Origin of the sequence: Neorhizobium sp. CSC1952 (genome assembly GCF_030378245.1) — a bacterium.
Lineage (GTDB): Bacteria > Pseudomonadota > Alphaproteobacteria > Rhizobiales > Rhizobiaceae > Neorhizobium > Neorhizobium oryzae_A.
Genome location: NZ_CP128416.1, coordinates 3,764,274 through 3,777,602 on the forward strand (window position 1 = coordinate 3,764,274; position 13,329 = coordinate 3,777,602).

Sequence of the window (13,329 nt, forward strand, 5' to 3'; positions counted from 1 at the left end):
ACCGGCAGGAAGATGATGCGTGCCGTTTCTATCTGAAGAGACTCGGCAGCCAGAGCGAGAGAGCTGGAATGTACGTCACCGCCATCAGTACGGCGATGCTGGCGCCAAAGAAAGGCCATATCGTGCGCATCGCCTCCCGGATCGATATGCCGCCGACTGCACAGCCGACAAAGAGCACGGTGCCGACCGGCGGCGTGTTCAAGCCGATGCCGGCATTGAGGATCATGACGACGCCGAAATGCACCGGATCGATGCCGAACGCCTTGACGACCGGCAGCAGAATGGGGGTCGAGATGATCACCATGGGCGCCATGTCCATGAAGGTGCCGAGGATCAGCAGGATGATGTTGATCATGAGCAGGACGATGATCGGATTGTCCGAGACGGCGCCGATCGCGCTGATGATCAGTGTCTGTACCTGGAGGAAAGCCATCAGCCAGCCGAACGACGCAGCCGTGCCGATGACCAGCAGAACCATGGCGGTGGTGCGGACCGCGCCCATGACCGCTTCGACGAAGCCTTCCCAGTTCAGCTCGCGATAGACCAGCATGGCGACGAGGAAGGCATAGAGGACGGCGATGCAGGAGCTTTCGGTTGCGGTGAACACGCCTGAGCGGACGCCGCCGAAGATGATGCCGATCAGCAGGATGCCCGGCAGCGAGGCAAGCAGGTAATAGCCTACGCGCGCCAAGCCCGGAAAAGGCTCCGCCGGATAACCGCGCTTGCGGGCAACCCACCAGGCCGTAAACATCAGCGCCACTGCCAGAAGCAGGCCTGGAATGATGCCGGCCGTGAAGAGGTCGGCCACCGAGACGTTGCCGCCAGCCGCGATCGAATAGAGGATCATGTTGTGCGACGGCGGGATCATCAGGGCGATGATCGCCGCGTTCACCGTCACGTTGACGGCATAGTCCTTGTCATAGCCGCGCTTCGCCATTTGCGGGATCATCAGGCCGCCGACGGCGGAAGCGTCCGCCACCGCGGAGCCGGAGATGCCGCCGAACAGGGTCGAAGCGACGACGTTCACCTGACCGAGCCCGCCGCGCATGTGGCCCACGAGACCGGCTGCGAAGCGGATCAGCCGGTGCGCGATGCCGCCGCGCACCATCAGGTCGCCGGCAAAGATGAAGAACGGGATTGCCATCATGGCAAAGACGTTCATGCCCGAATTCAACTGCTGGAAGACGACGATCGGCGGAAGGCCCATGTAGAGCACGGTGGCCAGCGAAGCGATGCCGAGGCAGAAGGCGATCGGCGTGCCGATCAGCATGAGAAGCGTGAAGGTGCCGAAAAGGATGGTATAGGCCATTATGCCGCCTCCTGAACCAGGACATCCGCGGCGATTTCCTCGCCGATGGCGACGTCAACGAAGCGTTCGAGGGAAAAAAGAGCGATCATGACGCCCCCGGCGATCATGGGAAAGAAGTCGGTGCCGCCCGGCCAGCCGAGAACCGGGATGGTGGCCGACCATGTGCCGATGGCAAGCAATGTGGAATAATAAGCCATGCCGATGCCGAACAGCACGATCAGGCCGAGGCTCACGAGGTCCATGGCCTTCTGGATTGCCGGGGGCATGACATAGCGTACGATGTCGAGGCCGAGATGGACGCTTTCACGGACGCCCACCGCGGCCCCGAGCATGATGAACCAGGACATGAGGTAAAGGGAAAGCGGTTCCGACCATGTCGGTGAATCGTTCAGCACATATCGGCCGAAAACCTGCCACCCGACAATGAGCGTCATGGCGACGATGCCGATGCCGGCGATGTAGAGCGATATCCGGCTGAGACCGCCCAGTATCGGTCTCACGGCCAGCATGAAATTCCTCATGGTTCTTGTCCTCCTCGCCGAAACATGACGACAACCGGCCCGTTAAAGCCCGGCCCCCGCTCGAGGGCCGGGCTGCTGTTTCAATTTACTGCACGTCCTGAATGCGCTTCAAAAGATCCTTCAGCTTGGCATCGGTGACGAAGCGGTCGTAGACCGGCTTCATCGCCGCGGCGAATTCATCCTTGTTGACGGTGACAACGTTGACGCCTCCGGCACGGACCTTCTCTTCAGAGCTCTTTTCGCGGGCCGCCCACAATTCCCGCATCTTGCCGACCGATTCCTTGGCCGCTTCGCGAACGATCTTCTGGTCGTCCGGGGTAAGCTTGTCCCAGGATATCTTGGACATGACGAGAATTTCCGGCGTCATGGAATGCTGGGTGAGAGAGTAGTTCTTGGCAACTTCGTAATGACGCGCCGATTCGTAGGAGGGCCAGTTGTTTTCCGCGCCGTCCACCACGCCGGTTTCCAGCGAGGAATAAACTTCGCCCATCGGCATCGGCGTCGGGTTGGCGCCGAAGGCCTGCATCATGGCGATCCACATGTCGGACTGCTGGACGCGGATCTTCATGCCCTTGAGGTCGGCAAGTTTCTCGACCGGCTTCCTGGTCGTATAGAACGAGCGCGCGCCGGAGTCGTAATAGGCAAGGCCGATCAGCCCATGAGGTTCAAAGGCCTTGAGAACTTCATCGCCGATCGGACCATCGACGACCTTGTGCATGTGGTCCGGCGAACGGAAAAGGAAGGGGAGACCGAGAACGGCCGTCTCGGGCACGAGATTGTTGAACGGTGCCGCATTGACGCGGTTCATGTCGATGACGCCGAAGCGGGTCTGCTCGATCGTATCCTTTTCCTGGCCGAGAACCGAATTGTTCATGACCTGGATCTTGATGCGGCCGTTGGTGCGTTGCGACACCAGTTCGCCCATATATTTGACGGCATCGACCGTCGGATAGCCGTCCGGATGGATGTCGGCGGAGCGCAGCGTGATCTCCTGCGCGTGAACCGTGGTTGCACCGAGCGCCAGGCCCAATGCGAGGCCGATCATCGTGGTGATTTTCAAGTCTTCCTCCTCTGGTTAAAATCCGGAGCCTCCTCGCTCCGGTTATCGTTCGTCACTTCCCTCCGGCTTCCCACTCGGGAAGGCCGTAAAGCTCCTCGGGATTTTTCACGAGCGCGCGATGGCGCGCGGCTTCGTCCGGCAGCCAGCCAAGCACGGTGTCGGTGAGTGCGGCGTCATCCGGATAGTCGGCCTGTTCGCGGGCGAGATTGTGCGGCCAGTTGGTGCCCCAGACGATGCGTTCCGGCGCGTATTTCGCGATCTCGCGGGAAAAGGCGGCGACATCGGCATAGTCCGGTCCGCCGGCTTTCGAGGATTCGTAGACGCCGGCGAACTTGAACCAGCAGCGCCCGGCATCGATCAGCCTTTTGACGGCCGCGATCTGCGGGCTCTCCGGCGTGACGCCGGCAAAGAACTTGCCATGGTGATCGAGGACCCAGCGGGACTTCAGCTTGGCGAGCCGCTCTTCGTGATCCTGGATATCGCTGCCGTCGAACTGGACCGCCAGCATCCAGCCATGGGCCGTCGCCTTCGCATCGACCGCCTCGAGCTCGCCGAGATTTACGGCGCCGCCGGGCAGATCCATGATCCGCGCGCCGACGATCCCGGCTGCTGAAAGACGCTCCATCTCGGAATCGGAAGTGGTCGCGTCGATGACGCCGACGCCGCGGGCGATATCACCCATTTCGGCAAGGCAGGCGACAAGATTGGAATTGTCCCTCTGGTGGGCGTTGCCCTGGGTGATGACGACCCGGTCGATGCCGAGCCAGCGCATGAGCTGCCTGTACTGGTCCGCATCCGGCAGAGCGCCGACCGGCAGCGCCGGTCCACCAGGGAGGGAGGGATAGCCCGGCAGGTACATGTGCATCTGAGTGTCGACTGTGCCCTTCGGCAGCTTGGTCTTGAGAGGGGTGCCGGAAAGGGTACGGACGAGCATCAGATATCTCCCATGCGGAATTCGGCGAGCGCATCGCGGTTGATTTCGATCCCGAGGCCAGGGCCGTTCGGGATCTGGACCACGCCGCGCTCGTGTTCGATCGGCGTTTTGATCACCGCCTGACGGAACGGATTGTGGGTGCGGTCGAATTCGAGGATCGGTTCGATCGGGTTGACCCGAACGGGGCTTGGCACCATCGCGGCCATGAACTGCAAGGCGGCGGCGATATGGACGGCGGTGCCCCAGACATGCGGTACGACGCGTATGCCATGCAGCGCCGCAAGGTCGGCAACCCGCTTAGCCTCGGTAAAACCGCCGACGCCTGCAAGGTCGGGCTGCAGGATATCGACGGCGCGGGTTTCCACCGGCTCGCGCATGCCCCAGCGGCTATGCCAGGTCTCGCCGCCGGCGACCGGGATCGGCTGGCGGGCGCGCACTTCGCGATAGGTGGCGAGCTGTTCGGGCACGACCGGCTCCTCGAACCAGTCGATACCGTATTCGGCAGCCGCGTTGCCGAGCCTGATCGCCTCGACGGCGTCATAACCGTGATTGGCATCGATCATCAGCCGCATGTCGGGGCCGGCCGCATCGCGCACGGCGCGAATGACCGCCAGGTCCTCCTCGACACCGAAGCCGATCTTGATCTTGGTGGCGTGAAAACCCTGCTCGCGGTAACGGGCGACATCCGCCGCATTGTCCTCGGCGCGATCGACGCCGTCGCGCTTGAAACTGCCCGTCGCATAGGCCCTGACGGATTCGCGGAAACGACCCCCGAGCAGGATCGAAACTGGTACGCCGAAATGCTTGCCCTTGATATCCCAGAGCGCAATGTCGATGCCGGAGAGAGCGGTGACGGCGAGCCCGCTCTGGCCCTGGTCGCGCAGCGCGTTATAAAGCCGCGCCCAGATCTTCTCCGTCTCCAGCGGGTTCTCGCCGATCAGCCAGTTCGCGTAGGTCGCAACGACCGCAGCATTCGGACGGGCAGGGCCGAGGCATTCGCCCCACCCGATCGTGCCGTCGTCGCATTCGATTTCGACGAGCACGTGCGCGCGGCGATCGAAGCGCATGGATGCGCTTTCGAAGGCGACGTCTAGCTTGTGCTCGAGGAGGTGGGTGCGGACGGAGGCGATCTTCATCGGATTAGCGCCTGTGAGAGCCGATAAGCTTGAGGAGCATGTCCTCCTCTTCCGCGGTCAGGTCGTCGAGTGGCGGCCGCACCTTTCCGGCATCGAAGCCCTGCAGGCGCACACCGGCCTTGATGGCCGCGACGGCATACCCCTTGCGGCGGCTGCGCAGCGCCATGAAGGGATAGAAGAAATCCCTGAGGATTTCCTCGCAACGGGCGCGGTTGCCCGCACGCAGCGTCTTGTAGAATTCGACCGCGAGGCCGGGCACGAAATTGAAGACCGCCGAGGAGTAGGTGGTGAAGCCGGCGCCGAGATAGGCTTCTGCGAAGAGCTCCGCCGTCGGCATGCCGCCGAGATACATCAGACGGTCGCCCATGGTGGCGGTGATCTGCCGCACAAGGCCGATATCGCCGGTGCCGTCCTTGAAGGCGATCAGGTTCGGGCATTCGTCGCAGAGCCGCTTCAACGTGTCCACGCCGAGAACCGAATTGTCTCGGTTGTAGACCATGACGCCGATGCCGACCGACTGGCAGATGCGCTTCACATGCTGATAGAGGCCTTCCTGCGGGGCATCGATCAGATAATGGGGCAGGAGCAGGATGCCGTCGGCACCGGCCTTTTCGACCGCCCGGGCCAGTTCGACGCCGACATGCGTGCCGAAGCCGCAGCCTGAGACGATCGCCGTCTTGCCGGAAGCTTCCTTGGCGGCGGCGACGATGCCTGGAATTTCATTCGGGGACAGCGAGAAGAATTCGCCCGTGCCGCCAGCCGCGAACAGAACAGGGGCCTCGAAACCGGACAGCCATTCGACGTGGCGGCGGTAGCTTTCCGGCTGAAACTGACCTTCCTTGTCGAAGTGGGTTACGGGAAAGGACAGCAGGCCAGCGCCAAGCGCAGCCTTGATCTCTTCTGGCGCCATAATGGACTTCCTCTGTAGCGTCTCCTCCAGACAGAATTGTCGTACAGGTCGGCCCGACTTGTGTCAACAAGTCATCTTACAGATTCCCTGAGCTCCCTGAGAAGCGACCGATAGCGCAACTGGCTGCCGCGCAGGTGGCTGCGCATGGCCTCGCGAGCGGCTTCCTCGTCGCCGTCCGAGATCGCCGCCACGATCGCCTCATGCTCCTCGTCGAGAAGCTTGATATAGGCGGTCTGGTCGGTCTCCGAGTCGTCCGGGCGAAGGGCGGCGCGCGGAATGAGGCTGCGGCCGATCATCGTCAGGAACTCGCGGAAGCGAGGATTGTTGGTCGCTTCGGCGATGGCGAGATGCAGGGCGAAATCGGCCTTGCTGGTCGGCCGCGACGCCTCCAGGCAGGCTCTCACCGCATAATGCCGCTCGAGGATGACCTCCTCCTGTGCAGGCGACCGGCGCAGTGCAGCAAGACCTGCCGCTTCGACCTCGACCGCTGTCCGCAGCTCCAGGAGTTCGATCATCGAGGAGACACGCGCGAGATCGATGCTGGGAAACGACAGCATGGACGATGGCGTGGAAGAGGGCGGCTCCAGCACGAAGACGCCGGCGCCCTGGCGAGCCTCCACGAGGCGGTCGGCGCGGAGAGCGGCGATCGCCTCGCGCACGACGGTGCGGCTGACGCCATGGGTTTCGGTCAGCTGTGCTTCGCTCGGCAGGCGCGAGCCCGGCGGAAACTGGCCGGTCACGATCGCATGGCGGAGCGTATCGCCCAGTTTTGAAACAAGCGTCCCCGATCCTTTTCCGGTATCGAGTTTCGTCTCAACGCTCATTTCCTTCCTCCATGCTCAGGGCGTGCCGCGATGTGGCGCCAACTCATATATCAAGTGAGCCTCGGCGCCAAACCGAGCCAGCTCATTAGTCGAGTTCTCAAACATGTATGATAAGTAGCGGCGCTTGTCACGAACAAGTTGGATTCACTCCTCTCCCATACTCCGAAGAAACATTCGCAAGAGACTTCAATACCGGATAAAAACTTGATAGATCGAATCCGCTTTATCTGTGGGCTTGCCATACCCGCACGAAAGGACATTCGATGACAAGCCAGGAACTCACCGCCGAGACTGTGATCCGGCACCAGGCGGCGGCGGTCGCGGTCCGCGGGATGTGCCGGGACCACGAGGACCATCAGCTTCCGGTCGAGCGCAGAAACGAATGGCGGTTCCGCATGCATTACGGTTCTGTGATCCTGGAGCTGGACGATCAGGACCTGAAGATCAGGGTTTCCGCGGCGGATGAGACCGATCTTTCCTATATGAGGATGATCGTTGCCGGCCATGTGCGGGAATATCTCGACTCCGCCGTGGCCATCCGCTGGTCGGGCGATGGCGGCACGTCATCGATCCCTGTGTTCTTCCGTGAGATCACGGTGATGTCGTCCGAGCGGATTTCACCGCATATGCAGCGGTTGCGTTTCTCCGCGAGGGATATCGGCCGCTTCACGTCCGGTGGTATCCATCTCCGGCTGCTGATCCCGCCGCGGGGACGGAAACCTGTCTGGCCGACGATCGGCGAGGACGGGCTTCTCGTCTGGCCGCAGGGCGAGGATGCGCTTACCGTGCGGATCTATACGATCCAGGCGATCGACGTGGAAAAAGGCTTTGTCGATATCGATTTCGTGCTGCATCCGGGCCTGGAAACGCCGGCCGCGAAGTTCGCGCAGACGGCGAAACCGGGTGAGGTGATCGGCATGATCGGCCCCGGCGGCGAACATGTTCCAGATGGCGGGCACCTGATCCTGCTCGGCGACGATACGGCCATCCCGGCGATCTCCCGCATTCTCAGGGAGCTGCCTGAGGGCAGGACCGCCGATGTGTGGATCGAGGTGGATGGCCCGGGCGATATCCTGCCGCTCAAGGCCGAAACCGCATCGGTGCGGTGGCTCTTCCGCAAAGGCCGTCCGGCCGGGACCACCGGGCTTCTTTCGGACGCCGTGCGGAAGATCGATCCGAAAACCTTACCGGAAGACATCTTCGTCTGGTCCGGTTCGGAGTTCACCGACTTCAAGGAAATCCGCCGGATCGTTCGCAAGGAGTGGGGACTGGCGAAGGACAGGCAGCTCATCGTCGCCTATTGGCGCCGCGGTGCGCAGGGCGACGATGCCCGCAGCGAAGCGGCGTGAAGTCACGCCGCTCTTAAGAATTCAGGCGACAGCATTTTCCGGCTTTGCCGCCGTTGCGATCGCCGGCGCGGCGCTGACAGCAAGAGCGGCCGCGCAGCCGAAGAAGATGCCGTAGCCGAAAGCATTGGCGATCTGACCGGCCAGCATGCCGCCGATGATGCTCACAAGCGCATCCATGCATTGGAAGAGCGTGAAATCGACGCCGGCCTGCTTCGGGTTGGACCAGCGCATGAATTGCGCGTAGAGCGCCACGAAGCCGAAGGCCATGATGCCGGAAGAGCTGCCGATCGCGGCAATCACCAGCAGGCTTTCCGGCAGCAGTCTCGTGAAGGCGGCAAAGGAGAACAGGGCAAGAAAGGCGGCCTGGATCAACAGGGACAGGACCAGCACGGCGCGGACACCCCAGAGCCTGACGCAAAGTCCGCCAAGGAGTGCTGCGCCAAGTCCGACGAAAATGCTGCCGAGACCGTTCAAAAGCCCGATCGTCGCCACATCGAAGCCGGTATCGACCAGGAATGGTCCGATCATGCCCATCGCCGTCTTCTGCGCGATGACGAAGACCGCCGAAACGAGCAAACCCCGGCGGAGTTCGGGTCGCTTCAATGCCGCGCCGAGCGACGGCACGTGCTGGCGGGCCTCTTCCGGCAGGTTGCGGGCGGCCCCCAGCAGGAAGGGCAGGCCGAGCAGGACGAGAACGGTGGTCATGGTCCAGGCTGCCCAGGACCAGCCGAAGATGCCCACGAGGAAGAGGAACAGGCCGCCGCCGATCGCCGAGCCGAGATAGGCGCCGCCGACCTGTGCCGCGTTGCCCCAGCCGTGCTCGGCCTTCGCCAGGCTCTGCACCGCAAAGCCGTCGCAAGCGATATCGACGGTGGAAGCGGCGAAAGCGACGATCGTCAGGCAACCGAGCAGCGGCATCGCTTCGCTGGGCGAAAGATTGCCGGCCAGAAACAGGCCGACGATGCAGATCAGCCCGCCGATCGCCACGATCTCAGCCGAGCGGTTTTTTCCGGCCGGGGGCAGGCGATAACGTTCCGCCCACGGCGACCATAGAAATTTCAGCGCCCAGGGCAGTGCGATCAGCGACACGTAGCCGATCTGGTCGAGGGGCACGCCCTCCGAGCGCATGATCGCCGGCAGGCCCGTCCAGGTGATGCCGCCGATGACGCTCTGCGCCACATAAAGTCCGCCGATCCCCGAAAGCACGAGGAGCGGCGAGACCTTTCCGGTTTGCACGGCCTCAGACATCAGAAGCGGTACCGCAGGCTGCCATAGACGGTGCGGCCTTCATCCCAGTAGCAATTGCCGGCAGAGCAGATAGGCTTGACCGTATCGAACAGGTTCTTGGCATTCACCTGCAGCGTAAGCCCCTTCAGATCCGGGTTCTGATAGCCGAAATCATAGGAGACGGCAGCATCGACGAGCGTCCGAGCCTCGTTCTTGAAGGTGTTCCCGTCATCGCCATAGCTTTTACCGATGTAGCGGACGCCGGCGCCTATTCCCAGACCCGCCAGCGGACCGTCCTCGAAGAGATAGTGACCCCAGAGAGATGCGATGTGATTAGGCGTTGCGGAAAGCTGGTTTCCGACGGTTCCAGGCAGGCCTTCGTCGATTTCCATCCGCATATACGTATAAGAGGCAATCAGGCTGAAGCCATTGTCGAAGGAGGCGTTCGCCTCAAGTTCGACGCCGCGCGAATGCAGGTCGAGCTGGCGCTGGACCTGGTTGCCGTCCGTATCGAACGTGCCGTCGAAAATCACGCCATCGGTTTGCTTGATGTCGAAATAGTTGGCAGTGAGCACTGCGTTCGTGTCCGGAATCTCGTATTTGACACCAACCTCGACCTGGTCGGCCAAGGTAGGCTTGGCAACCGAGCGGGTGTTGGAGGCATCGTAGACGAAGCCGACATTGGGCGAGAAAGACCGGGAATAATTCGCATAGGGTATTACGCCCCAATCCGTTCTATAGGACAGGCCGACACGGCCGGAGAAGGCGCTGTCGGTGCTGTCCACCTCCGTACCCGTGGAGGGAACACTCTTGGACATGGCCCAGTCTTGCCGGCCGCTCAGGAAGAGCGTCCAGTTGTCCCATTCCATCTGATCATGGACGTACAAGCCATACTGGTCCATTTCCTGGCTTCCGGCCGGATTGAAGGGAAGTCCTTTCAGATCGTCGATGGAAATTGCCGAGCCCTTGGCACGCGTGGAGTAGTCCCACCAGCTGTAGTTGAAGCCAACCACGGCCGTATGGCTCACCGGTCCGGTGTCGAACTCGAACTGCGCCATGTTGTCGACGCCGAAATTCTTCACGCGCTCCTTGTAATGGGCCCAGGAGCGGGCCGGCGGTGAAGGATTGAACCCGCTATATTGGAGGTCGACATCCACATCATGGTAACGCAGGTTTTGACGTAACGTCACAACGTCGTTCAGGCGATGCTCGAATTCGTAGCCGATCCGGCCTTGCCTGGTCGTCAGGTCGTTCCAGTCGGGGTCGCCGCTATAGATGTCGGAGACCTCTCCAAGGGAAGGATTGTAGAAGTAGGCGGTGCTGCCGGTGACGGAACGGGAATATTCGCCAAGCAGGGTGAACTTGGTATCCTCGTCGGGCTTCCAGGTGAAGGCGGGGGCGATGTAGGCCGTGTCGTCCCGATAGCCTTCGATGTGCGTGTCGCTTTTCCGGCCGAGCCCGGTCAGGCGATAGAGGAACGCGCCTTCCTCATCGACCGGACCGGAGAAATCGAAGGCCGCCTGGTAGCGGTTGTCCTGGCCGATCAGCGTTTCGACTTCATGGAACGGCTCGTCCTTGGGCCGCTTGGTCACCAAATTGACGATGCCGCCCGGGCCGCTGACGCCGTAGAGCGAGGATGCCGGCCCTTTGAGGACCGTGATGCCTTCGAGGCCGTAGGGTTCGGTGCGGAACCAGGCGGAGGGGCCGTTGAACTGCTTGAGCCCATCACGGAACATGCCGGTGTAATAGACGGGGAAGCCTCGCAGGTAGAAGGCGTCATAGCGCGAATCGTAGCCGAAGCTGTTGGGGTTGGCGCCTGCCGTATAGGTCAGCGATTCGTTGAGGGTGCGCGGCTTCTGATCCTCGATCTGGTCCTGGGTCACGACCGAAATGGCTTGGGGAATCTGGACGATCGGCGTGTCCACCTTGGTGCCGATGCGGTCGGATTTCGCGACGTAGCCGTCCTGGACAAGGATGTCGTCGCTTTCCGATTCCAGCACGATCGGTGCCAGGGTCGTGTCGGCGTCGGGAGCCTGCGCGAAGGCCGGACCGCAGGATATTATGGCAACGCCGGCCGTCAGCAGGCCGATACGGTATTTTAGAATCATAACTTGTCTCCACCGCTCATGATTTGCGGGGACTCACAAATATGACATAGATTGTCAAGTATTCGTGAGCCGACCGGGCGGAGACAATTCGAGCTCTATCGGCGGGTGTATCCTGCGGGCATCATTTGGCCGGTGCCTCGCTCCTTCATCTTAGTCCGAGAGCGGCGGTGCAGAGTTTCGGGTCCTTGTTTCGCGCTCTTACGCCCACCACATCAGCTTCTTCTTTCTCCCTTCCTCTTCCGAAGGGTGACTTTCCGGAGTTCTTGTCATGGGATTTATCGATACCAATCCTCCGGTCCCCGAGGATGGCGCCCTCATTGACGCCTATTCGGAGACCGTTGCCGGCGCTGTCGATCGCGTCGGCCCCGCCGTCAGCCGCATCGAACGGCTCGGCGACAGCGGGCATGGATCGGGCTTTGCCATCTCGCCCGACGGCCTGATCATTACCAACCATCACGTCGTCGCCGACGCCAAGACCGTCCGTATCCGCAGCGCGAATGGTGCTGTCGGACACGGCAGCGTGCTCGGGCGCGATGCCGATACGGATATCGCGCTGGTGCGCGCCGACATGGACGTCCAGGCCTGGGCGCGGCTCGGAGATTCCAAGAAACTGAGGCGCGGCCACATCGCCATCGCGATCGGCAATCCGCTCGGCTTCGACTGGTCGGTCACCGCTGGAGTCGTCTCGGCGCTCGGGCGCTCCATGCGCGCCTCCACCGGCCGGCTCATCGACGACGTGGTGCAGACGGATGCGGCGCTCAACCCCGGCAATTCCGGCGGACCGCTGGTTTCCGCGTCGGGCGAGGTCGTCGGTGTCAACACGGCCGTCATCCACGGCGCGCAGGGGATTGCCTTCGCCGTTGCGTCCAACACCGCGAACTTCGTCGTGTCGGAGCTCCTGCGCTTCGGCCATGTACGCCGCGCCTTCATCGGCATCGTCGTCGACACCACGGCGCTGCCGCGCCGCGTCGCGCTGAAAGCGGGGATGGTGCAGGAAACGACGGTGCGCATCCGCCGCATCGATCCGGGCAGTCCGGCCGACAGAGCGGGCCTGAAGGAAGGCGATTTCATCCTGGCGATCGACGGCCATCCCGTTGCCGGCGCAGACGACCTGATCCGTCTGCTCGACGGGACCCGCATCGGCAAGGAGACGCCGATTTCCGTCTACGATCTCGATTCTCAGATCGTCGACCGGGTTCTGGTTCCCGCAGCGCGCCCGAAGAGCTGAGCTTTCCGTCCGCGCCTGTCGACTTCGCGGAGAATGCTTCGTTTCGACGATTGCAACCATCTCCTTCCACTTTTAGTTTCGTCCTCCGGCGCGCATCTGGAGGCAGGACGTGAGAAGAGGCATTGGAATCTGGTGGCAGGCAGCCTGTCTCGCGCTCATGCCTCTTCCTGCGACCGCTCAGATGCAATGGCGGGCCACCGAGCAGGTGCAGACCTATGCGATCACCGGCACGTCCGGCATAGAACTCTATGCCTCGATCGGCGAACGCGGTCCGAAGATCGGCCGAGAGGTGCGCACCATCGCCCACACCAATTTCAAGCTCACCTGGACGCGGAAATACGAGCCGCAGCCGAACGGCGCCTGCACACTGGTTTCTGCCCTGCCGCGGCTCGTCATCACCTATGTGCTGCCGAAGCCGGTTTCGGCCCTGTCGCCGGATCTCAAGAAGAAGTGGGACGTTTTCATCGCCGGTGTCCGCAGGCACGAAGAGGTGCATGGAGTGATGATCACCGACATGGTGAAGGAGATCGAGCGGGTGAGCGTCGGGCTCAGCGTCCCCGATGACCCGAAATGCGCGAAGGTCAGGACCGAGCTGCAGTCGAAGCTCGGCGAAATTTCACGGGCGCAGCGGCAACGGAGCAGCGATTTCGACCGCATGGAGATGAGCGACGGCGGCAACGTCCATCAGCTCATCCTCAATCTGGTCAATGGGAAATAATCGGC

Annotated in this window: 12 protein-coding genes; 3 read left to right on the forward strand and 9 right to left on the reverse strand. The window is 62.2% G+C overall.

What is annotated here, in order from left to right; genetic code table 11:
- Positions 1–28 precede the first annotated feature (28 nt).
- The 7 genes from QTA58_RS18335 to QTA58_RS18365 all read right to left on the reverse strand — a co-directional run bounded on the left by QTA58_RS18335 (position 29) and on the right by QTA58_RS18365 (position 6,694).
- Positions 29–1,309, reverse strand: a complete 1,281-nt coding sequence (locus QTA58_RS18335) for a TRAP transporter large permease (RefSeq protein WP_289670010.1) — start codon at positions 1,307–1,309, stop codon at positions 29–31.
- The gene (locus tag QTA58_RS18340; protein ID WP_085424773.1) at positions 1,309–1,830 is read right to left on the reverse strand and encodes a TRAP transporter small permease; all 522 of its coding nucleotides are present in this window, start codon (positions 1,828–1,830) and stop codon (positions 1,309–1,311) included. Before QTA58_RS18340 ends, QTA58_RS18335 begins: the two co-directional genes overlap by 1 nt.
- Before the next feature lie 85 nt (positions 1,831–1,915).
- A complete protein-coding gene (locus QTA58_RS18345) occupies positions 1,916–2,875 on the reverse strand; it encodes a TRAP transporter substrate-binding protein (protein WP_289673211.1) in 960 nt (319 codons plus the stop codon).
- A 67-nt stretch (positions 2,876–2,942) separates the two neighbouring features.
- On the reverse strand, positions 2,943–3,824 hold the full coding sequence (locus tag QTA58_RS18350; RefSeq protein ID WP_289670011.1) for an amidohydrolase family protein: 882 nt from the start codon (positions 3,822–3,824) through the stop codon (positions 2,943–2,945).
- The gene (locus QTA58_RS18355; RefSeq protein WP_289670012.1) at positions 3,824–4,960 is read right to left on the reverse strand and encodes a mandelate racemase/muconate lactonizing enzyme family protein; all 1,137 of its coding nucleotides are present in this window, start codon (positions 4,958–4,960) and stop codon (positions 3,824–3,826) included. The genes QTA58_RS18350 and QTA58_RS18355 overlap by 1 nt, the downstream gene beginning before the upstream one ends.
- A 4-nt stretch (positions 4,961–4,964) precedes the next feature.
- Positions 4,965–5,870 (reverse strand): 5-dehydro-4-deoxyglucarate dehydratase, encoded by a 906-nt coding sequence (gene kdgD / locus QTA58_RS18360; protein WP_289670013.1) that lies wholly within the window; start codon positions 5,868–5,870, stop codon positions 4,965–4,967.
- Between the two features lie 71 nt (positions 5,871–5,941).
- Positions 5,942–6,694 (reverse strand): FadR/GntR family transcriptional regulator, encoded by a 753-nt coding sequence (locus tag QTA58_RS18365; protein ID WP_289670014.1) that lies wholly within the window; start codon positions 6,692–6,694, stop codon positions 5,942–5,944.
- 263 nt (positions 6,695–6,957) lie between these two features.
- Here QTA58_RS18365 and QTA58_RS18370 point away from each other — a divergent pair, with 263 nt between their 5' ends.
- Complete coding sequence (locus tag QTA58_RS18370) at positions 6,958–8,043, forward strand: siderophore-interacting protein (RefSeq protein WP_289670015.1); 1,086 nt, start codon at positions 6,958–6,960, stop codon at positions 8,041–8,043.
- Between the two features lie 21 nt (positions 8,044–8,064).
- On the opposite strand, the gene QTA58_RS18375 is transcribed toward QTA58_RS18370, so the two are convergent.
- Positions 8,065–9,291 carry an MFS transporter gene (locus QTA58_RS18375; RefSeq protein ID WP_289670016.1) on the reverse strand — a complete coding sequence of 409 codons (1,227 nt, stop codon included), beginning with the start codon at positions 9,289–9,291 and terminating at the stop codon, positions 8,065–8,067.
- Complete coding sequence (locus tag QTA58_RS18380; protein ID WP_289670018.1) at positions 9,291–11,378, reverse strand: TonB-dependent siderophore receptor; 2,088 nt, start codon at positions 11,376–11,378, stop codon at positions 9,291–9,293. The genes QTA58_RS18375 and QTA58_RS18380 overlap by 1 nt, the downstream gene beginning before the upstream one ends.
- A 268-nt stretch (positions 11,379–11,646) precedes the next feature.
- On the opposite strand from QTA58_RS18380, the gene QTA58_RS18385 reads away from it, so the two are divergent.
- Complete coding sequence (locus QTA58_RS18385) at positions 11,647–12,606, forward strand: trypsin-like peptidase domain-containing protein (protein WP_085424764.1); 960 nt, start codon at positions 11,647–11,649, stop codon at positions 12,604–12,606.
- A 157-nt stretch (positions 12,607–12,763) separates the two neighbouring features.
- On the forward strand, positions 12,764–13,324 hold the full coding sequence (locus QTA58_RS18390; protein ID WP_289673213.1) for a DUF922 domain-containing protein: 561 nt from the start codon (positions 12,764–12,766) through the stop codon (positions 13,322–13,324).
- Positions 13,325–13,329 lie beyond the last annotated feature (5 nt).

Bases quoted from the DNA above. Each gene is read 5' to 3' on its own strand.
- QTA58_RS18350 (WP_289670011.1), bottom strand. From the start codon at position 3,824: ATGCTCGTCCGTACCCTTTCCGGCACCCCTCTCAAGACCAAGCTGCCG.
- QTA58_RS18380 (WP_289670018.1), bottom strand. From the start codon at position 11,378: ATGATTCTAAAATACCGTATCGGCCTGCTGACGGCCGGCGTTGCCATA.
- QTA58_RS18385 (WP_085424764.1), top strand. From the start codon at position 11,647: ATGGGATTTATCGATACCAATCCTCCGGTCCCCGAGGATGGCGCCCTC.
- QTA58_RS18370 (WP_289670015.1), top strand. From the start codon at position 6,958: ATGACAAGCCAGGAACTCACCGCCGAGACTGTGATCCGGCACCAGGCG.
- QTA58_RS18355 (WP_289670012.1), bottom strand. From the start codon at position 4,960: ATGAAGATCGCCTCCGTCCGCACCCACCTCCTCGAGCACAAGCTAGAC.
- QTA58_RS18345 (WP_289673211.1), bottom strand. From the start codon at position 2,875: ATGATCGGCCTCGCATTGGGCCTGGCGCTCGGTGCAACCACGGTTCAC.
- QTA58_RS18340 (WP_085424773.1), bottom strand. From the start codon at position 1,830: ATGAGGAATTTCATGCTGGCCGTGAGACCGATACTGGGCGGTCTCAGC.
- kdgD (WP_289670013.1), bottom strand. From the start codon at position 5,870: ATGGCGCCAGAAGAGATCAAGGCTGCGCTTGGCGCTGGCCTGCTGTCC.
- QTA58_RS18335 (WP_289670010.1), bottom strand. From the start codon at position 1,309: ATGGCCTATACCATCCTTTTCGGCACCTTCACGCTTCTCATGCTGATC.
- QTA58_RS18375 (WP_289670016.1), bottom strand. From the start codon at position 9,291: ATGTCTGAGGCCGTGCAAACCGGAAAGGTCTCGCCGCTCCTCGTGCTT.
- QTA58_RS18365 (WP_289670014.1), bottom strand. From the start codon at position 6,694: ATGAGCGTTGAGACGAAACTCGATACCGGAAAAGGATCGGGGACGCTT.
- QTA58_RS18390 (WP_289673213.1), top strand. From the start codon at position 12,764: ATGCCTCTTCCTGCGACCGCTCAGATGCAATGGCGGGCCACCGAGCAG.